The following is an 18678-nucleotide window of genomic DNA, read 5'->3' as shown; positions in this document are numbered from 1 at the left end:
TTCCTTTCGGAGAATCCGCCCATGCTGAACCGTCGCACCGTCCTCGCCACCGGCGCCCTGGCCACCGTGCCGCTCGCCACGTCCCTGCAGGCACTGGCCCAGGGCAAGAAGGACGCCGTCACCCTCGCCATGACGCTGGAGCCCCCGGGGCTGGACCCGACGGCCGGCGCGGCCTCGTCCATCGGCGAGATCACGCTGTACAACGTGTTCGAGCCGCTCACCAAGATCAATGCGGACGGCAGCGTCTCGCCGCTGCTGGCCGAAAGCTGGGAGGTCTCGCCCGACCTCAAGACCTACACCTTCAAGCTGCGTGCAGGCGTCAAGTTCCACAACGGCGCGCCATTCAACGCGGCGGCCGTGAAGTTCTCGTTCGACCGCGCGGCCGGCGAAAAGAGCACCAACAAGGACAAGCGCACCTTCGCCAACCTCACCACGCAGGCGGTGGACGACCTCACCGTCGTGGTGATCAACAAGGACATCGACCCCGACCTGCTCTTCGTGCTGGGCCAGGCCACCGCGGTGATCGTCGAGCCCGGCAGCGCCGATGCCAATGCGACCAAGCCCGTCGGCACCGGCCCCTACCGGCTCGAATCGTGGAGCAAGGGCGCCTCGGTCACGCTGGCGCGCTGGGACGGCTACCGCACGGCGAACGCCGTGCACATCCGCCGCGCGACCTTCCGCTTCATTTCGGACCCGGCCGCGCAGGTGGCGGCGCTGATGGCGGGCGATGTCGATGCGTTCCCGCGCGTCACGCCGCGCAGCGTGGCGCAGTTCAAGGCGAATCCGCGCTTCCAGGTGATCGTGAGCGGCTCGTGGGCCAAGACCATCCTGGCCATCAACCAGCAGAAAAAGCCGCTGGACGACGTGCGCGTGCGCCGCGCCATCGCCGCCGCCATCGACCGCAAGGCCGTCATCCAGGGGGCGGGCGATGGCCTGGGCGTGCCCATCGGCAGCCACTACGTACCGGGCGCTTTCGGCTACCTGGACACCACGGGCATCAACCCCTTCGACCCCGAAAAGGCGAAGAAACTGCTGGCCGAGGCGGGCGTGAAGACGCCGCTGGAGCTGACCATGACGCTGCCGCCCACGCCCTATGCGCGCCAGGGCGGCGAGGTCATCGCGGCGCAGCTGGCCAAGGTGGGCATCGTCGCCAAGCTGCAGAACGTGGAATGGGCGCAGTGGCTCAGCGGCACGTATGGCAACAAGAACTACGACCTGACCCTCATCTCGCACGTGGAGCCGTTCGACCTGGGCAACTTCGCCAAGCCCGATTACTACTGGGGCTACAACTCGCCCCAATTCAATGCGCTGTACGAGCAGATCAAGAACGCCGCCCGCCCCGCCGACCGTGCACGCCTGCTGGGCGATGCGCAGCGCCTGCTGGCCGAGGATTCCGTGCACGCCTTCCTATACCAGCCGCAGTGGGTGACCGTGGCCAACAAGAACCTGCGCGGCCTGTGGAAGGACATGCCGATCTTCGTGAACGACCTGTCGGCGCTGTCGTGGTCATGAGCGGATCGCCCATACCCGACGCCATGCCCGACGCCACGCCTGCGCTGCACGACCTGCCCGCCCACGCCCTGATCGACGCCTACCGCACCCACCGCCTGTCCCCGGTGGAGGTGACGCAGTCGGTGCTGGACCACATCGCGCGGTGGGAGCCCCACCTGTGCGCCACCTACCTGCTGCGCCCCGAAGCGGCGCTGGAGCAGGCCCGCGCGAGCGAGGCGCGCTGGCTGCGCGGTGCACCGCAGGGCCTGCTGGACGGCGTGCCCGCCACCATCAAGGAAAACATCGCCACCCAGGGCGATCCGACGCCGCTGGGCACGGCGGCCACGGTGCTCACGCCCGCAGCGGCGGATGCGCCGCCGGCCGCGCGCCTGCGCGAGGCCGGCGCCGTGATCGTCGCCAAGACCACCATGCCCGACTACGGCATGCTGTCGTCCGGCCTGTCGAGCTTCCATGCGCTGGCGCGCAACCCGTGGGATCTGTCCAAAGGGCCGGGCGGCTCCAGCGCGGGCGGCGGCGCGGCGGCGGCAGCGGGCTACGGGCCGCTGCACATCGGCACCGACATCGGCGGCTCGCTGCGCCTGCCCGCCAGCTGGTGCGGCATCTTCAGCCTCAAACCCAGCCTGGGCCGCATTCCCATCGATCCGCCCTACACCGGCCGCGCCGCCGGCCCGATGACGCGCACCGTGGCCGATGCCGCGCTGATGATGCAGGTGCTGAGCCAGCCCGATGTGCGCGACAGCATGGGCCTGCCGTTTCAGGACATCGCCTGGCACGATTTCGCCCGGGGGCCCGAGCGGCTGCGCGGCCTGCGCCTGGGACTGCTGCTGGATGCGGGCTGCGGCCTGCCGGTCGATCCCGAAGTGCGCGCCGCCATCGAGCAGGCCGCGCGGTGGTTCGAAGCGGCGGGCGCCCACGTCGAGCCGATGAACCCGTTCATGACGCAGGGCATGCTCGACGGCATGGACCATTTCTGGCGCATGCGCTCCCATACCGATCTGCAGACGCTGCCCGAAGCGCGGCGCGCGCAGGTGCTGCCCTACATCCGTGCCTGGGCCGACAGCGCTGCCGGGTTGTCGGGCACCGCCGTGTTCCACGCCAGCCAGCAGTTCCATGCGACGCGCGTGGTTGCGGTGCAGGCCTGCGGTGCGTTCGACTACGTGCTCTCGCCCGTGGCGCCCATGCCGGCCTTCGCGGCCGAGCTGCCATCGCCCACCAACGACCCGCTGCGCCCGCTGGAGCACATCGGCTTCACGGTGCCGTTCAACATGTCCGAGCAGCCGGCCGCGTCGGTGAACTGCGGATACACGGCCGCAGGGCTGCCGATCGGGCTGCAGATCGCCGGCCCGCGCTTTAACGACCTGGGCGTGCTGCAGGTGGCCCATGCCTTCGAACAGATCCGTGCGCCACAACGGCCCTGGCCCCAGCCCCCCGGGGCGTGAGGAAGGCGCCCTGTTTTCCTTCACCCTCACCCTTCGCTCTCCCGACACCACGGCCCGACCCCGCAAATGGACACCTTTCTCCTGGCGATTCTCATCGCCACCGGCACCTACGCCCTCAATGCCCGCCAGCAGCGCCGGCGCATCGCGCTGCTGGCGCGCCACCTGGCCAATTACCAGATCGAAAAGCTCATGGAGAACCTCACCGAGGGCTACCTGCGTGCACTGGGCGAGAGCGATCCGCAGCGGCGCGACCAGATCTGGAGCCTGCTGACCACCACCGAATCGCAGTTGACCGACCAGTTCAACCGCTTCACCGCCGAGTTCTCGCGCATGGACCCTGCCGTGACCCGCGTGAGCCGCATTCCGGTGGCCGTGCCCTTCGCGCACCAGTTGTTCGCCTCGGCCTCGTTCGACATGCGCAAGGCCCTGCTGGTGCATGCCCAGGGCATCGCCCGCGCCGTGCGCAACGAGATGGGCCGCGAGGCGCGCGACAAGGCATTCACGCTGTCGGCAGAACTGTTCCTGATGCAGCACACCTGCCACTGGTTCTGCAAATCGAAGACCGTGGCCTCCGCCCGCATGATGGCGCGCCACCAGACGCCCTACGACCAGCTCGTGGCCTCGGTGGCGCCCGAAACGCGCAAGGCGTATCTGGCCCTGGTCAACGGCTGAGCGCCCTGCACCCCCACAGCCGCTGATGTCCGTCCCGCCATCGCCTGCGCACCCGTCTCACGAGGCATCCACGGGCCTGGCGCCGCGCGCTGCCTGGGTGATGCTGCTGGCGCTGGTGTCGGGCTTTGCGCTCAGCCAGGCGTTCCGCACGATCACCGCGATCATCGCCACCGGCCTGCGCGCGGAGTTCGGCCTGTCGGCCGCGGCGCTGGGGGCGTTCGCCGGGGCATTCGCTTTCGCGTTCGGCACCATGCAGCTGTTCATGGGCATCGGCATCGATCTGTTCGGCGTGCGGCGCACGCTGCTGGCGGTGTTTCCGCTGGCGGTGGCGGGCGCCCTGCTGTCGGCCATGGCGCCCGGCTACGGCACCGTGCTGCTGGGCCAGATGCTGATCGGCGTGGGCTGCGCGCCGGCTTTTCTGGTGTGCACCGTGTTCATCGCGCGGCACTTTCCGGCCCACCGGTTCGCGGTGGTGTCGGGCGTGGCGATGGGCGTGGGCGGCCTGGGCATGCTGTTCACCGGCACGCCCCTGGCCTGGCTGGTGCAGCAGGCGTCCTGGCGCTGGGGCTTCGGCGTGCTGGCCGGCCTCGCCGCGCTGGCGTGGCTGCTGATCTTCTGGAAGGTGCGCGAGCCCCGGCGGCCCGGGGACGGCGCGCCGCGCGAATCCGTGGGCGCGGCCGTGCGCGGGTTCGGCGCGCTGTTCCTGCTGCCGCACACGGCGGGCATCGTGCTGCTGGCGCTGAACACCTATGCATCGTTCCTGGCGCTGCGCGGGCTGTGGCTGGGGCCGCTGCTGATCGAGCGGCACGGCTTCACGCTGGTGCAAAGCGGCAACGTGGCCGTGGTGGTGTCGCTGGTGTCGCTGTTCAGCCCCGCGCTGTTCGGCCGGCTCGACCCCGGCCCCACGCGGCGCCGCCGCTGGATCGCGGGCTTCACCATGGCGCTGGCGGTGCTGTTCCTGGCCATCGGCTTGCTGCACCAGGTGTGGCTGGACGTGGCCGGCGCCATCGGCGTGGGCCTGCTGTCGGGGTACATGGTGCTGCAGTACGCCGACGTGCGCGCTGCCTACCCCGCAGCGATGACAGGGCGCGCCATGGCCGTGTTCACCATGGCGATGTTTCTCGGCGTGGCGCTGATGCAGTGGCTCACCGGCGTGGCCGCGGCCATGGCGGCGGCGCACGGCGTGGAACCGTACACGGCCGTGATGCTGACGATCGCCGCGCTGCTGGCCGCCGGCGTGCTGGCCTTCCTGCGGCTGCCCGCGCCCTCCCACGCCTGAACCGGTGCGCAGCGCAGCCGCGATGAGGCATATCAGCAAAATCGGCCTCCAGCGCAATTAACACTAGGGCATGTAGCTATCAATTACATAGCAACTACAAAGAGCTGGTGCTGGACCCATCGCCCCGGTACAGCCAGGGCACGTCGAGCAGGCGCTCGCCCAGCAGCCGCAGCGACGCATCGCGCGCCCAGCGCACCGGGCCGGTGGCGTGGAAGATCCGGCCGTTGCGCGTGGAACGCGCCTGCACGCGGGCGTTGCGTTGCCAGCGGTTGAGGGCGTAGCGGCGCAGCCGCAGCGGCACATCGAGGTCGTGCATGGCCAGCGCGCGCTGCAGCTCGGCGGCATCTTCGATCGCCATGCCGGCGCCTTGTGCCAGGTAGGGCCGCATCGGATGGGCCGCATCGCCCAGCAGCGCCACCCGGCCGCGCGCCATGTCGTCGGCGCTGCGCACGGGAGGCCGGTCGCACAGCGGCCACAGCCGCCATCCGCCGCCCGCGTCGGCAACGCCCCGCACCGCCTGCTGCAGCGCGGAGCACGTGCCGCGCAGCGCAGATTCGAGGCCCGTGGCATTGGCTGCGTGGTCCCAGCCTTCCAGGTCCTGGGGTGCCGGGCCCTGCACGATCACCACCAGGTTCTGCAATTCGCCGCGGCGCACGGGGTACTGCACGGCATGCAGCCGGGGGCCCAGCCAGGCGGTCACCTGGCGGGTGCGCAGGACATCGGGCAAGGCTTGTTGCGGCACCAGCGCGCGGTAGGCGAGATGGCCCGTCACGCGCGGCGGCACCGGCCCGAGCAGGCTGCTGCGCGTGCGGCTCCACAGGCCGTCGGCACCGATGAGCGCGTCGCCCTCCACTTCCTTGCCCCGGCTGGTGCGCACGGTGACGACGCCCTCGGCGTCGGTGAAGCGGTCGATGCCGTGGGCGAGCGAAATCTGCGTGTCGGTGTATTTGCCGACGGCCGCCAGCAGCAGCCCGTGCAGATCGGCGCGGTGGATGGTGGCGTAGGCCGCGCCATAGCGCTCGACCGCGGTGGACCCCAGGGGCAGCACGGCCAGTTCGGCGCCGCTCAGTGCACTGCGCACCTGCAGCCGCCCGGGAAACGCCGCCACCGACTGCAGCCGGTGCTGAAGGCCCCAGGCCTGCAGGCGGCGCACGACGTTGGGGCCCAGTTGCACGCCGGCCCCCACCTCGCTGAACGCCTCGGCGCGCTCGTACAGGCGCACGTCGCACCCCGCGCGGGAGGCACCCAATGCCGCCGCCAACCCGCCGATGCCGCCGCCGGCGACCAACACCTGTTGTTTCTGCATGCGGCGATTGTGCCCGCCGCGCCGTGGCGGCCATTCAGTCAGATCAAGGAACGACCCTGCGGCCGGACGGCAGGGTAGTGGCCGGTCAGCAGCGGCGCAGCGCTCTCAAAGCGCGGGCCGTACCGCGCGCTCCAGCACCGTGACAGGTGCGGGGCGCCCGAAGAGATACCCCTGGAACGCATGGCAGCCATGGCGCTGCAGGAACTGCAGCTGCCCGGTGGTTTCCACGCCCTCGGCCACCACATGCAGGTCCAGGCTTTGCGCCAGGGCGAGGATGGTGCGCACGATGGCGGCGTCGTTGGGATCGGTGAGCACGTCGCGCACGAAGCCCTGGTCGATCTTGAGCTGGTTGATCGGCAGGCGCTTGAGGTAGCTGAGCGACGAGTAGCCGGTCCCGAAATCGTCCAGCGAGAAACCCACGCCCTGCGCACGCAGCAGTTCCATGCGGGTGATCACGTCTTCCACATCGGTCAGCAGCAGGCTTTCGGTCAGCTCGATCTTGAAGAGCCGTGGCTGCGCCCCGCTCTCGCGCAGCGCGTGCAGCACCTGGTGCACGAAATCAGGTTGGCGGAACTGGCGCACGCTCACATTCACCGACAGCACGAGCTGCGCGGTGGCCGCGCTCCGGCTCCAGGCCACCAGTTGCTCGCAGCCGCGTTCCAGCACCCACTGCCCCAGTTGCACGATGAGCCCGCTCTGCTCGGCCACCGGAATGAACTCGGCGGGCGACACGATGCCGCGCTGCGGGTGCCGCCAGCGCACCAGCGCTTCGGCCCCGAGCATCTGCCCGCGCCGGTCCACGATGGGCTGGTAATGCAGCACCAACTCGCCTGCCTGCAGGCCGCGGCGCAGTTCGGCCTCCAGCGCGGCCCGCGCACTGACGGCGACCTGCATTTGGGGATCGAAGAACCGCACGGCGTTGCGGCCGGCCGCCTTGGCCTGGTACATCGCCATGTCGGCATGCTTGAGCAGGTCGTCCACGCTGCCGGCGGCTTCACCGAAGAGCGTGAGGCCGATGCTGGGCGTGCTGTGGTGGCTGATGCCATCGAGCAGATACGGCAGGCTCAACGCGCTGCCGATCTTGCGGGCCAGTTGCGAGGCATCCGCGCTGGCAGCCCACGACTCGGCGGGCAGCCCTTCGGCAAGCACCACGAACTCGTCGCCGCCGAAGCGCGCGACGGTATCGGTCTGGCGCACGCAGGCCTGCAACCGCTGCGCCACCTGCACGAGCAGCCGGTCGCCCATGTCGTGGCCCAGCGTGTCGTTCAGGTCCTTGAAGTTGTCCAGGTCGATGAACAGCAGCACGCCGTGCCGCCGCGTGCGGCCGACGGAGACGGTCGCGCGGTAGAGCCGGTCGATCAGCATGCGGCGGTTGGGCAGGCCCGTGAGCGCGTCGAAAAAGGCGAGCCGCTCGATCTCGGCCTCGACCTGCTTGCGGTCCGAGATGCTGCGGCCCACGCCCCGGTAGCCCTGGAAGCTGCCGGCATCGTCGAACACCGGCACGCCGCTGATCGACACCCAGTAGGCCGCGCCGTCCGGCGACAGCCGCTGCAATTCGAGGTCGCGAAACGGCTCGCGCGCATCGAGCAGGCGGCGGTGCGCCTCCCAGTCTTCCGTGGCCATGTTGAGGGCGCCGATCTCCCAGCGGGTGCGCCCCACCACCTCGCCCGGGGCCATGGTCTGCGTGCTGCGCCCGCCCACGAAATGGATGAACCGGTACGAGGTGTCCTGCTCCCAATACCAGTCGGACGACAGATCGCTCAGGCTGCGAAAACGCGCCTCGCTCACCCGCAGTTCCGCCTGCGTGCGGACGTGCTCGGTCACGTCGGTGAAAGTGCGCACCATGCCTCCGTCGGGCAGGGGCGTGGTGTGGACCTCCAGCGTGCGGCCGCTGCGCGTTCGGCGCCAGTACACATCGGGCGGCGGCAATTCGCCACCGCTTTGCACATAGGCCTGGCCCTGCCGGTCGACGAGCCCGGCGCCTTCGCCGAAATCGCCGCGCTCCGTCTGCACGCGCTTGACCTGCATCGGCGTGGGCCGCGCGTCGAACAGGGCGCGCGGCAGGTCCAGCAGCTCCAGCAGGCGGTCGTTGTAGACGGTGATGCGGCCATCGGCGCCCACGGTGTACAGGCCCTGGCTCATGCTGGCCAGCGTGGTCTGCAGCAAGGCCCTCTGCGCCCGCAGCTCTTCGGCCCACGGCAGCGTGGACGCGATGGCGGCGGCGGCATCGGGAAGGGAAGATGGGGCGGCAAAGGATCGGTCCAGCAGCGCAGCGAGGCGCTGCGCCAGTTCCGGAAGGTGGGCGTTGCCAGCGGCGCGCAGCACGTAGTCCCCGGCGCCGTGCCGCAGTGCGCGGGCGGCCAGGGCTTCTTGCGCGGGCTCCAGGCAGAGCATCAGCGGCTGGAGGCGGGCCTGCGCGGTCCAGCCAGGCAGCGACGTGGCGTCGCGGGGCACGCACAGCACCAGAGCGTGGCCGTCGAAAGCGCCGAAGGGCGGTGTGGGACTTTCAGGCACATCCAGCACGTCCAGCACATCCCAATCGGGCCGGTGGCGCGCCAGCCATTCGCGCTCTGCGGGCGCACTCGACGCATGGGCATCGATCCAGCCGATGCGGGCACGGCCCACGCCGGTCGGCAGCGGCAAGGCTGCCGCCGGAGCCAACGGCCGAGCGGGCACCGCGCTCATGCCGCAGTGACCTCGGCGGCGGACTCAGGCAGATCGCCGGGCAGTTGCTGGTCGCGCTCGAACTGCGCCACGATGCTCGGCCGCCCGAACAGGTAGCCCTGAAAGCCTTCGCAACCGTGCAGTTTCAGGAAGGTCAGCTGGCCCGCGGTTTCCACGCCCTCGGCGACCACCTGCAGATCGAGGCTCTTGGCCAGCGCGAGGATGGTGCGCACGATGGCCGCGTCGTTGGGATCGGTGAGCACATCGCGCACGAAGCTCTGGTCGATCTTCACCTGGTCCAGCGGCAGGCGCTTCAAATAGCTGAGCGACGAATAGCCGGTGCCGAAGTCGTCCAGCGAAAAGCCCACGCCCTGCTTTTTGAGCTGGGCCATGCGCTGGATGGCGTCTTCGATGTCGCCCAGCAGAAGGCTTTCCGTCAATTCGAGCTTGAGCCGCTGCGGGTTGGCGCCGGTGCGCTGCAGGGTTTCCAGCACCTCGGCCGCGAAGGCCGGCTGCCGGAACTGCCGCGCGCTCACGTTGACGGCGATGGTCAGGCGTTCGGTCTCGGGATGCCGCGCCCATCGCACGAGTTGCTGGCAGGCCGATTCCAGCACGAAGCGGCCCAGCGGCAGGATGAGGCCGGTCTGCTCGGCCAGCGGAATGAAGTCGGCGGGGCTGATCATGCCGCGCTCGGGGTGGCGCCAACGCACGAGGGCCTCGGCCCCGCACAGCTGCGTGCGGTGGTCCACGATGGGCTGGTAATGCACGGCCAGCTCCTGCCGCGCCAGGCCCTGGCGCAGATCGGCTTCGAGGTGCGAACGCGCATGCACCTGGGCCTGCATCTCGGGATCGAAGAAGCGCTGCGTGTTGCGGCCTTCCGCCTTGGCCTGGTACATGGCCAGATCGGCGCGCTTGAGCAGTTCGTCCACGCTGCGGGTCTGGTCGCCGAACAGCGTGATGCCGATGCTCGGCGTGCTGTAGTGCTGCTGCGTGCCCAGCATGAAAGGCTGGTTGAGCTGCTGCAGCAGCTTGTCGGCCACGTGCTCGGCCTGGGTGGCCGCTTCGGTCAGGTCGACATCGAGGTTCTCCAGCATGACCACGAACTCATCGCCGCCGAAGCGCGCGACGGTGTCTGTCGCTCGCACGCAGGACACCAGGCGCGTGGCCACCTGCGCCAGCAACTGGTCGCCCATGTCGTGGCCCAGCGTGTCGTTCAAATCCTTGAAGTTGTCCAGGTCGATGAACAGCAGCGCACCCAACTGGCCGCTGCGCTGGCAGGCCGCGCTGGCGCGCTGCAGGCGGTCCAGCAGCAGCCGGCGGTTGGGCAGGCCGGTGAGCGCATCGAAGAACGCCAGCAACTCGATCTGCTGCTCGGCCTTTTTGCGGTCGGTGATGTCGCGGCACACGCCCAGCAGCCCGGTGACGTGGCCGTGCAGATCGCGGATGGGCGTCTTGATGGTTTCGAAATACCCCTCGTACCCGTCTTCCTTGAAGGTGAGCGTTTCTTCATACACGAGGGGCTGCCATGCGGCCATGGCCCGCTGGTCGAGCTGGCGCACGCGCTGCGCCTCCACTGCCGGCATGAGTTCGTCGTCGGACAGGCCGATGATGTCGCGCTCGCGCCGCCCGATGAAGCGTTCGAACACGGGGTTGCACGACAGATAGCAGCCGTTGGCATCCTTGAGGAACACCACGTCGGGAATCGCGCTCACCAGGCTGGCCAGCCGGGTGCGCTGCTGTGTGAGTTCGAGCGCCATGCGCTTTTGCTCGGTCAGGTCGAAGGCGAACACCACCACGGCCACGGTGCGGCCATCGGCCGAGATTTCTGGCACCAGCGTGGTGTGCCAGAACTGGGCGCCATGGCTCTTGGGAATGCGGTGCTCGAACACCACGGTCTCACCCCGCAGCGCGCGGTCGAAATGCGGCTGGATGGGCTTCATCAGATCGTCGGGCAGCACATCCGCGATGCGCTGGCCTTGCAGCTCCTCGACGGTGCGCCGCAGCCAGTGCGCCTGGGAGGGGTTGATATAGACGATGCGCAGGTCGCGGTCCAGGCGCGAGACGCCGCCCGGCAGATGGCTCAGCAGGCTGGCCAACTGCACTTCGTGCGCACGGCTCAGGTCCTGCGCTTCGCGCTGCTCGGTGACGTCGGTGAGCACGCCGTCCCAGATCACGCGGCCCTTGTCCAGCGGGCGCGGGGTGGAGCTCATCCGCATCCAGCGCCACTGCCCATCCGCGCGCCGCATGCGGACGACGGCTTCGCCGACTTCCATCGCGCGGTAGGAGGCCTCGTCGGACGCTGCGCAGGCCAGCCGGTCCTCGGGCGCCATCTGCTCGAAGAACAGCGTGGCGTCCTTCACCACGTCTTCGGCGGGAATGCCGTTCAGGCGCTCGATGGCGTCGCCCATGTGCACGAAATGCCATCGGCCGTCCGCTTCGCGCACCCGCTGGTACAGCACGCTGTCGGGCAGGTTACGGCCCAGCAGCTGCAGCCGGCCTTCGCTCTCGCGCAGGCGGGCCTCGGCCTCCCGCACCCGGGAAAACGGCATGCGAATGCCGGCGATGAACACGGCCTGGAACATCAGCGCATAACCCAGCACCCGCAGCGCATGGGCGAAGGTGTCCACGAACAGCGGATGCAGCGGATAGATCAGCATGGAAAATTCAGCCGCCGCCAGCGCCGTGGCCGCGCTGGCCATGATGCGCCGGCGCCCCTTGCCCCGCCCGGCCGGCGCATTGCGGTCCAACCGGTACATCGACCACGCGGCAAACGCCAGGATGGCGCCCAGCAGCCCGTTCGCCACCATCGTGACCGGATCGTCATGGGCCAGGGCAAGCTGCTCGGGCAGGCCGCTGGAAGCGGACCACACCAATACCAGAGACACCCCCGCGGACCCGACCGCCCAGGCCCGGCCCGGGCCACGCGCAGACACCCTCAGGGCGAACAGCAGCAAAGTCAGCGCTTCGGCCGCACGGGCCAGCCAACCGAAATAGGCAGAGACGTCCTCTCGCGCCAGGAAACCCATGTTCTCCATCTGGTGGAGCAAGACCGAGTGCAGGAAATTGCAGACCGCCGCCGTGGCCAGCCCGGCCACCAGCACGTTGGCGCGGCCCTGCTGGCTGTCGTCGAGCATGTGCAGCGACACCGCCACGGCCAGCAGGCCGATCAGCACCACCACCATGTCGAGAAAAGGCTCCAGGCCATGCAGCCCTTGCAACCCCGGCCCCAGCAGCTGGACCACGGGCACCAGCAGCAACGCCAACACCGCCACCACCAGCATGAGCGTGACTGCGGGCGCTTCCGACAAAAGCGCCCGCACGATGGCTCGTGTGACCGGGCGTTGGGATGGGAACGTCATGGCGGCGGGGTACCTCTGCGCGACTTACCTGAACATATCGTCACAAGTGTATCGGGCCGCCGCTCCGGTGTCCGCATGACCCCTTGCTCAAGCGCTCAACAGTTGACGCAGCACGTACGGAAGAATGCCGCCAGCGCGGTAATAGTCCACCTCGATCGGCGTATCGATGCGCAGCGTGACGGTGACCTGCTGGCGTGAGCCGTCGGCCCGTTGGATCGTCAAAAGCGCATCGCTTTGCGGTGTCAGTGCCGGGTCGGGAACCACGTCGATGGTCTCCTTGCCGGTCAGCCCCAATGATTCCCAGGAGTCGCCCGACTTGAACTGCAGCGGCAGAACGCCCATGCCCACCAGGTTGGAGCGATGGATGCGCTCGAAGCTCTTGGCCACCACGGCCTTGATGCCCAGCAATTGCGTGCCCTTGGCGGCCCAGTCGCGGCTGGAGCCCGTGCCATATTCCTCGCCCGCGAAGATCACGGTGGGCGTGTCTTCGGCGATGTACTTCATGGCAGCATCGAAGATGAACATCTTCGTGCCCTGCAGCGGCCCGTCGTTCTGGAACAAGGTCACCCCGCCCTCTTCGCGCGATCCGTCCGCAGTGGCGGGAATCATCAGGTTCTTGATGCGCACGTTGGCGAAGGTGCCGCGCATCATCACGTCGTGGTTGCCACGGCGCGCGCCATAGCTGTTGAAGTCCTGCTTCATCACGCCGTTGTGCAGCAGCCACTGCCCTGCCGGCGAAGTCTCCTTGATGGAGCCAGCGGGCGAAATGTGGTCGGTGGTGATCGAGTCGCCGAAAAGCGCCATGATCCGCGCGCCCACCACCGCCTCGGATACCTTGGAACCATCGGCACCGTCGGGCCGCGCCTGCGCTTGCAAGGTGAACTTCGCGAAGAACGGCGGCTCGGCGATGTAGGTGCTGGCGGGCCAGTTGTAGGTATCGCCCGTCACGCCCTTGATGTTGTTCCACAGCGCGCCTGGATCGGTCTTGACCTTGCCGTAGTTGTCGCGGAACGCCTTGCCGTTCATGGCGAAGCGCATCAGCGCGTTGATTTCATCGCTGGTCGGCCAGATGTCGCCCAGGTACACGTCGCGCCCGCCTTTGCCCTTGCCCACGGGCTGCGTCATCAGATCGCGCATCACCGTCCCGGCGATGGCGTAGGCCACGACCAGCGGCGGGCTGGCCAGGAAGTTGGCCTTGATGTTGGGGTGGATGCGCGCCTCGAAATTGCGGTTGCCCGACAGCACGGCGGCACAGACCAGATCGTTGCTGGTGATGGCCTCGTTCAGTTCGGGCGCCAGATCGCCGGCGTTGCCGATGCAGGTCGTACACCCGTAGCCGGCCAGCGCGAACCCCAGCTTTTCAAGGTACGGCAGCAAGCCGGTTTCCGTCAGGTATTCGGTCACGATGCGCGAGCCCGGAGCGAGCGAGGTCTTGATGTGCGGCTGCACCTTCAGTCCGGCCTCCACCGCTTTCTTGGCCAGCAGCCCGGCCGCCAGCAGCACGCTCGGATTGGACGTGTTGGTGCAGCTGGTGATGGCCGCAATCAGCACATCGCCGTTGCCGATGGTGGGGTCCGACCCCTTGGAAGGCAGGCGCACGACCGCGTCCGCATGGGTGACGGCCAGGGGCGGTTTGTTGTGCTCCATCTCGACCAGAAAGCGCGGGCCGCCTGCCGGTGCGGGTTTTTCCGCCGGCACGGCCTCGCTCACGCTTTCGTCACCCCGGTGTATGTGGTGACGCGTGTGCAGCAGTTCGGCGGGGCGGTTGAAGCCGTTTTCTCCTGCCGGCTTGCTGAACAGCGTGACGAAATCGCTGCTGACCTTGCCCAGTTCGATGCGGTCCTGCGGGCGCTTGGGACCAGCCAGGCTGGGCGTGACGTCGCCCAGGTTCAAGCGCACCACCTTGGAATAGTCGATCTCGCCCGCCAAGGGCACGCCGAACAGGCCCTGTGCGCGGAAGTAGGCTTCGAAGAACTCGATCTCACCCTGCGTGCGCCCGGTGCCCCTGAAGTATTCGATCGTCTTTTCATCGACGGGAAAGAAACCCATCGTCGCGCCATATTCGGGCGCCATGTTGCCGATGGTGGCGCGATCGGGCAGCGAAAGCGTGCGGGTGCCTTCCCCGAAGAATTCCACGAACTTCCCCACCACCTTGTGCTGGCGCAGGATCTCGGTCACCGTCAATACCAGGTCGGTGGCGGTGACACCTTCGCGCAACTGGCCGGTCAGCTCGAACCCCACCACGTCCGGGGTGAGGAAGTAAACCGGCTGGCCCAGCATGGCCGCTTCGGCCTCGATGCCGCCCACGCCCCAACCCACCACGCCGATGCCGTTGATCATCGTCGTATGGCTATCGGTCCCGACCAGCGTATCGGGGTAGTACACGTCGCCGTCGCCCTTGTGCACGCCACGCGCCAGATATTCCAGGTTGACCTGGTGGACGATGCCGAACCCTGGCGGCACCACGCCGAAGGTGTCGAAGGCCTGCATGCCCCATTTCATGAATTCGTAGCGCTCGCGGTTGCGCTGGAACTCGAGCTTCATGTTCAGGTCCAGCGCTTTTTTCGTGCCGTAGTAATCGACCATGATCGAGTGGTCGACCACGAGATCCACCGGAACCAGCGGCTCGATTTTCTTGGGCTTCTTGCCCAGGCGCTGGGCCACGCTGCGCATCGCCGCCAAGTCGGCCAGCAAAGGCACGCCCGTGAAATCCTGCAGCACCACACGAGACACGACGAAGGGAATCTCGTCCTTGCGATCCGCCACGGGCTGCCACCGCGACAACTGCTCCACATGTTCCGCCGCGACCTTTCTGCCATCGCAATTGCGCAAAACCGACTCCAAAACGATGCGGATCGAAACCGGCAGGCGCTTCACCGTCGGGAATTGCTTGGCAAGGGCCGGAAGCGAATAGAACTTTCCACTTTTGCCGGACCCGGTCGTCAAACTCTTCAGGGTGGATGCGAAAGCGTGGCGGAGAACTGGGGGTGACATCGAGGCCATGTAGTGCGACTCCTGTGGGGACGAGAGCGCCTATTCTGGCAGTCCTACCCATCGATGCAATCGTGGGGTAATCAATGGCGAAGCGCGCTGACATCGAATGATGCGTCTGCAGAAAACACCAACCGCTGCGAGCGCTGCCGTCCTACAGGGTGGGAATACTTTTGCAGCTGGTGCAAAACATATTCATTAGTGCCAAAACCACCAACAAAATACCACCCTGTGGAATTTTGATTTTTATTCGCGATTTGGTTCGGGAACTTTCCCAGGAATCCTACTCAGCCATAGCCATCGCTAATCAACCCGGATTGCCGATTCTCCAAAGAGAGATGCAATGGCGGCGATATGCAAGGCACTGAAAAGGCATTCCACTTCATGTCCGCGTTTGTGAAGTATTTATGGCTATGAAAACAGCCCGCCAAAGCGGGCTGTGATTGCCGATCAGTGAACGGCATCGGGCTCAGGCAACGCATCGGGCGTGCCTGCTCCGAGGAATGAGCAATGCGCGAATTAAATCGCGAATTGCTCGCGGTCTTGGTTTTGAATCCACTTAGGCGCCTTGCCACGGCCCGTCCATGTCTGGCCGGTGGCAGGATCGCGGTATTTGGGAGCGACCTTGACGCCAGCGCTAGCGCTGCGAGCGCGTCCTGCGGGAAACACATCCTGGGCGGTCAAACCATACTCGGCCACCAGATTGCGAACCTGATTGATGGCGTCAGACAATTCACGGCGGCGCGCTTCGCTAATTTGCTGCTCAAGTTCTTCACGTTGTTTCAGCAGGTCTTTGTAGCTAGTGCTCATGGTAGTGATGTAGTGATTAATATCGAAGGCTGCATTATAGGGAGCTTTTAATATCGTGCAGGAAAAAATAGAAAATCAATCCCCCATCCATTGAATCGCCGAATTTTTGCATTTCATGGAACTCTGCCACAAGGACCATCTCGAAGAGCGCGCTTGAACCAGGAAGGGCTCGCTGCGCCTTTTCATTACCTTGCGCCGATGGCGGCGCGTCACAATGCGGGTTTACACACATTGGGACGGCGATGGCGCTCTACTGCATCGGGGATATTCAAGGCTGCGACACTGCATTGCAGAGCCTGCTCGACCACATTGGTTTCTCGCCCAGCCGGGATACGGTTTATCTATTGGGCGATCTGGTGAACCGGGGGCCCGCCTCTGCCGCCGTGCTGCGCCGTTGCATGCAGGCGGGAGACAGCCTGCGGAGTTTACTGGGCAATCACGATCTGCATTTATTGGCCGCCGCCCACGGCGCACGCAAATCCTCCCGCCGCGACACGCTGGAGCAGGTTCTAAAAGCACCAGACAGTGAGCGGTTGCTCGAATGGCTCAGGCAGCAGCCGCTCGCCCGTGCGCATGTGCATGCTGGCGAGACCCTGCTCATGGTGCATGCTGGCGTTTTGCCGTCGTGGTCGATCGAGGATGCGCTGGCCTATGCGGGCGAAGTGCAAGATGTCTTGCAGGGACCGCAGCTGCGGGATTTTCTCCACGCGATGTATGGCAATACGCCCGATCGTTGGGATAACTCACTGACCGGAACGAACCGCTTGCGCGTCATCGTCAATGCGCTGACTCGACTGCGTTTTTGCACGCCCGCGGGGGTCATGGACTTCGAAAGCAGCGAAAGTGCCAATTCAGCGCCAGCGGGCTTGGTCCCGTGGTTCGACGCCCCGCAACGGAAAACCCAGGACACGCTGGTGACGTTCGGGCATTGGTCCACCTTGGGCTGGATGAACCGACCGGACCTGCTGGGGCTGGACACGGGGTGCGTCTGGGGAGGCTGCCTCAGCGCGGTCAGGTTCGGCAGCACGCTCTCCGAGCGAGAGCACTGCCACGTTCAGTGCGAGGAAGCGCAACAACCCGGTGCCTGAGCAGCTGGACCATGGCCAACAGACAGTGCGCACGGCACGGCGCACGACTCTGTTCTGTCATCCCCTTATCATTCAAGCTAGGTCATCCTGGCCTGAAGACGCCTCTCACTGGGATGAAGTTTCTGACTGTTCCTCGGCCTTGAACAGGGCAGCCACCTTGCGTTTGGGCTTGATGTTGGCAGAGATACCGCTGCGCGCCGGTTGGGCCTTGGCCGCCGACTCCCAATGCGGTGCGGCATCGATTGCCGGGACTTCGTACGGTTTGTCGAAGAAAGGGTCGCGGGCAACCGGGGCGGTGCGGTAGCTGCTGCGGGGCTCGCGGGAATCGCCGCTGCGCTCGCGGCGAGGGGCTTCGCGCTGGCCATCCTCGCGCCAGGCCCTTTGCCCATCGTTGATGCGGCCGCGGGGACGGTCTTCCTCGTACTCCAGGGCTTCGAGATCGATCTTCTTCTTGATGAGCTTTTCGATGTCCGCCACCAGGCGCGCATCGCTGTTGGACACCAGTGTGACGGCCAAGCCGGAAGCGCCCGCGCGACCCGTACGACCGATGCGGTGCACGTAATCTTCGGCATTGAACGGCACGTCGAAATTGAATACGGCCGGAACGTCCTTGATGTCCAGGCCCCGGGCAGCGACATCGGTGCACACCAGCAGATCGACCTCGCCTTGCTTGAAGGCATCGAGCGCTTTCAGGCGTTCGTCCTGGCTCTTGTCGCCGTGCAGTGCAGCAGTCTTGAGGCCCTCGCGCTCGAGGCTTCGCGCCAGGCGGGCGCAGCCCAGCTTGCTGTTCACGAAGATGAAGGCTTGCTTGAGTCCGCGTGTCTTGAGAACCTGATGGATGGCGCGGCGCTTGTCGTCGTCATTGGCGCTGTAGAAACGCTGCTCCACCGTGGACGCGGTTTCGTTGGGGCGCGCCACTTCGATGGTGATGGGGTCTTGCAAATAGCTGCCGGCCAGCCGCTTGATCTCGGGGGAGAACGTGGCGCTGAACAGCAGCGTGGTGCGCTGCTTCGGCAGATAGGACAGGATGCGCTGCAGGTCTGGCAAAAAGCCGATGTCCAGCATGCGGTCGGCTTCGTCCAGCACCACATATTCGACCTGGTTGAGCACGGCATTCTTGGCTTCGATGTGGTCCAGAAGCCGTCCGGGCGTGGCGACCAACACCTCGACGCCTTTTTTCAACTCCAGCGTCTGCGGCTTCATGTCCATGCCGCCGAACACCACCATGCTGCGCAGCTTCGTGTACTTGGCGTACATGGCGACCTGCTGGGCCACCTGATCGGCCAATTCGCGAGTGGGCAGCAGCACCAGCGCACGCACCGGGTGGCGCGCCGGAGAGGTCGAACTGTTTTCGTGCTTGAGCAGGCGCTGCAGCAAAGGCAGCGAGAACGCGGCGGTTTTTCCGGTGCCCGTCTGGGCGGCGCCCATCACGTCTTTGCCGGTCAGGACGACCGGGATGGCCTGCTCCTGAATGGGAGTCATGGACTCGTAGCCCATTTCGGCCACAGCGCGTGCCAGCGGTTCAGCCAGCGATAAATTGGAGAAAGAACTTGTCATT

The 18678-nt window shown here is 66.7% G+C and carries 11 protein-coding genes; 5 read left to right on the top strand and 6 right to left on the bottom strand.

The annotated features are described in order from the left end of the window. Positions 1-21 precede the first annotated feature (21 nt). The 4 genes from AVHM3334_RS00840 (at position 22) to AVHM3334_RS00825 (ending at position 4902) form a co-directional block, all read left to right on the top strand. The gene (locus AVHM3334_RS00840; protein WP_284408798.1) at positions 22-1512 is read left to right on the top strand and encodes an ABC transporter substrate-binding protein; all 1491 of its coding nucleotides are present in this window, start codon (positions 22-24) and stop codon (positions 1510-1512) included. Between the two features lie 23 nt (positions 1513-1535). Beyond that, complete coding sequence (locus tag AVHM3334_RS00835; RefSeq protein WP_284408797.1) at positions 1536-2951, top strand: amidase; 1416 nt, start codon at positions 1536-1538, stop codon at positions 2949-2951. A 66-nt stretch (positions 2952-3017) separates the two neighbouring features. Beyond that, a complete protein-coding gene (locus AVHM3334_RS00830; RefSeq protein ID WP_284408796.1) occupies positions 3018-3623 on the top strand; it encodes a hypothetical protein in 606 nt (201 codons plus the stop codon). 25 nt (positions 3624-3648) lie between these two features. Next, positions 3649-4902 carry an MFS transporter gene (locus AVHM3334_RS00825; RefSeq protein WP_284408794.1) on the top strand — a complete coding sequence of 418 codons (1254 nt, stop codon included), beginning with the start codon at positions 3649-3651 and terminating at the stop codon, positions 4900-4902. A gap of 94 nt (positions 4903-4996) precedes the next feature. Here the strand turns inward: AVHM3334_RS00825 and AVHM3334_RS00820 are convergent, their stop codons facing one another. From AVHM3334_RS00820 to AVHM3334_RS00800, 5 genes are all read right to left on the bottom strand, one after another. Further along, entirely contained in the window at positions 4997-6208 is a 1212-nt protein-coding gene (locus AVHM3334_RS00820; RefSeq protein ID WP_284408793.1) for an FAD-dependent monooxygenase, read from the bottom strand. A gap of 105 nt (positions 6209-6313) precedes the next feature. Beyond that, complete coding sequence (locus tag AVHM3334_RS00815; RefSeq protein WP_284408792.1) at positions 6314-8893, bottom strand: putative bifunctional diguanylate cyclase/phosphodiesterase; 2580 nt, start codon at positions 8891-8893, stop codon at positions 6314-6316. Beyond that, complete coding sequence (locus AVHM3334_RS00810; protein WP_284408790.1) at positions 8890-12231, bottom strand: EAL domain-containing protein; 3342 nt, start codon at positions 12229-12231, stop codon at positions 8890-8892. The genes AVHM3334_RS00815 and AVHM3334_RS00810 overlap by 4 nt, the downstream gene beginning before the upstream one ends. An 87-nt stretch (positions 12232-12318) precedes the next feature. Further along, the gene (locus AVHM3334_RS00805; RefSeq protein WP_284408788.1) at positions 12319-15234 is read right to left on the bottom strand and encodes an aconitate hydratase; all 2916 of its coding nucleotides are present in this window, start codon (positions 15232-15234) and stop codon (positions 12319-12321) included. A 507-nt stretch (positions 15235-15741) separates the two neighbouring features. Further along, the gene (locus AVHM3334_RS00800) at positions 15742-16032 is read right to left on the bottom strand and encodes an H-NS histone family protein (RefSeq protein ID WP_284408786.1); all 291 of its coding nucleotides are present in this window, start codon (positions 16030-16032) and stop codon (positions 15742-15744) included. A 242-nt stretch (positions 16033-16274) separates the two neighbouring features. Between AVHM3334_RS00800 and AVHM3334_RS00795 the strand changes: the two genes are divergently transcribed. Beyond that, positions 16275-17120: a symmetrical bis(5'-nucleosyl)-tetraphosphatase gene (locus AVHM3334_RS00795; protein ID WP_284408784.1), complete on the top strand. Its 846-nt coding sequence runs from the start codon at positions 16275-16277 to the stop codon at positions 17118-17120. 105 nt (positions 17121-17225) lie between these two features. Here AVHM3334_RS00795 and AVHM3334_RS00790 read toward each other — a convergent pair whose 3' ends face one another. Next, positions 17226-18677 carry a DEAD/DEAH box helicase gene (locus AVHM3334_RS00790; protein ID WP_284408783.1) on the bottom strand — a complete coding sequence of 484 codons (1452 nt, stop codon included), beginning with the start codon at positions 18675-18677 and terminating at the stop codon, positions 17226-17228. Position 18678 lies beyond the last annotated feature (1 nt).

Source organism: Acidovorax sp. SUPP3334, from assembly GCF_030159055.1.
Lineage (GTDB): Bacteria > Pseudomonadota > Gammaproteobacteria > Burkholderiales > Burkholderiaceae_C > Paracidovorax.
This window is presented reverse-complemented; position numbering and strand designations above follow the sequence as displayed.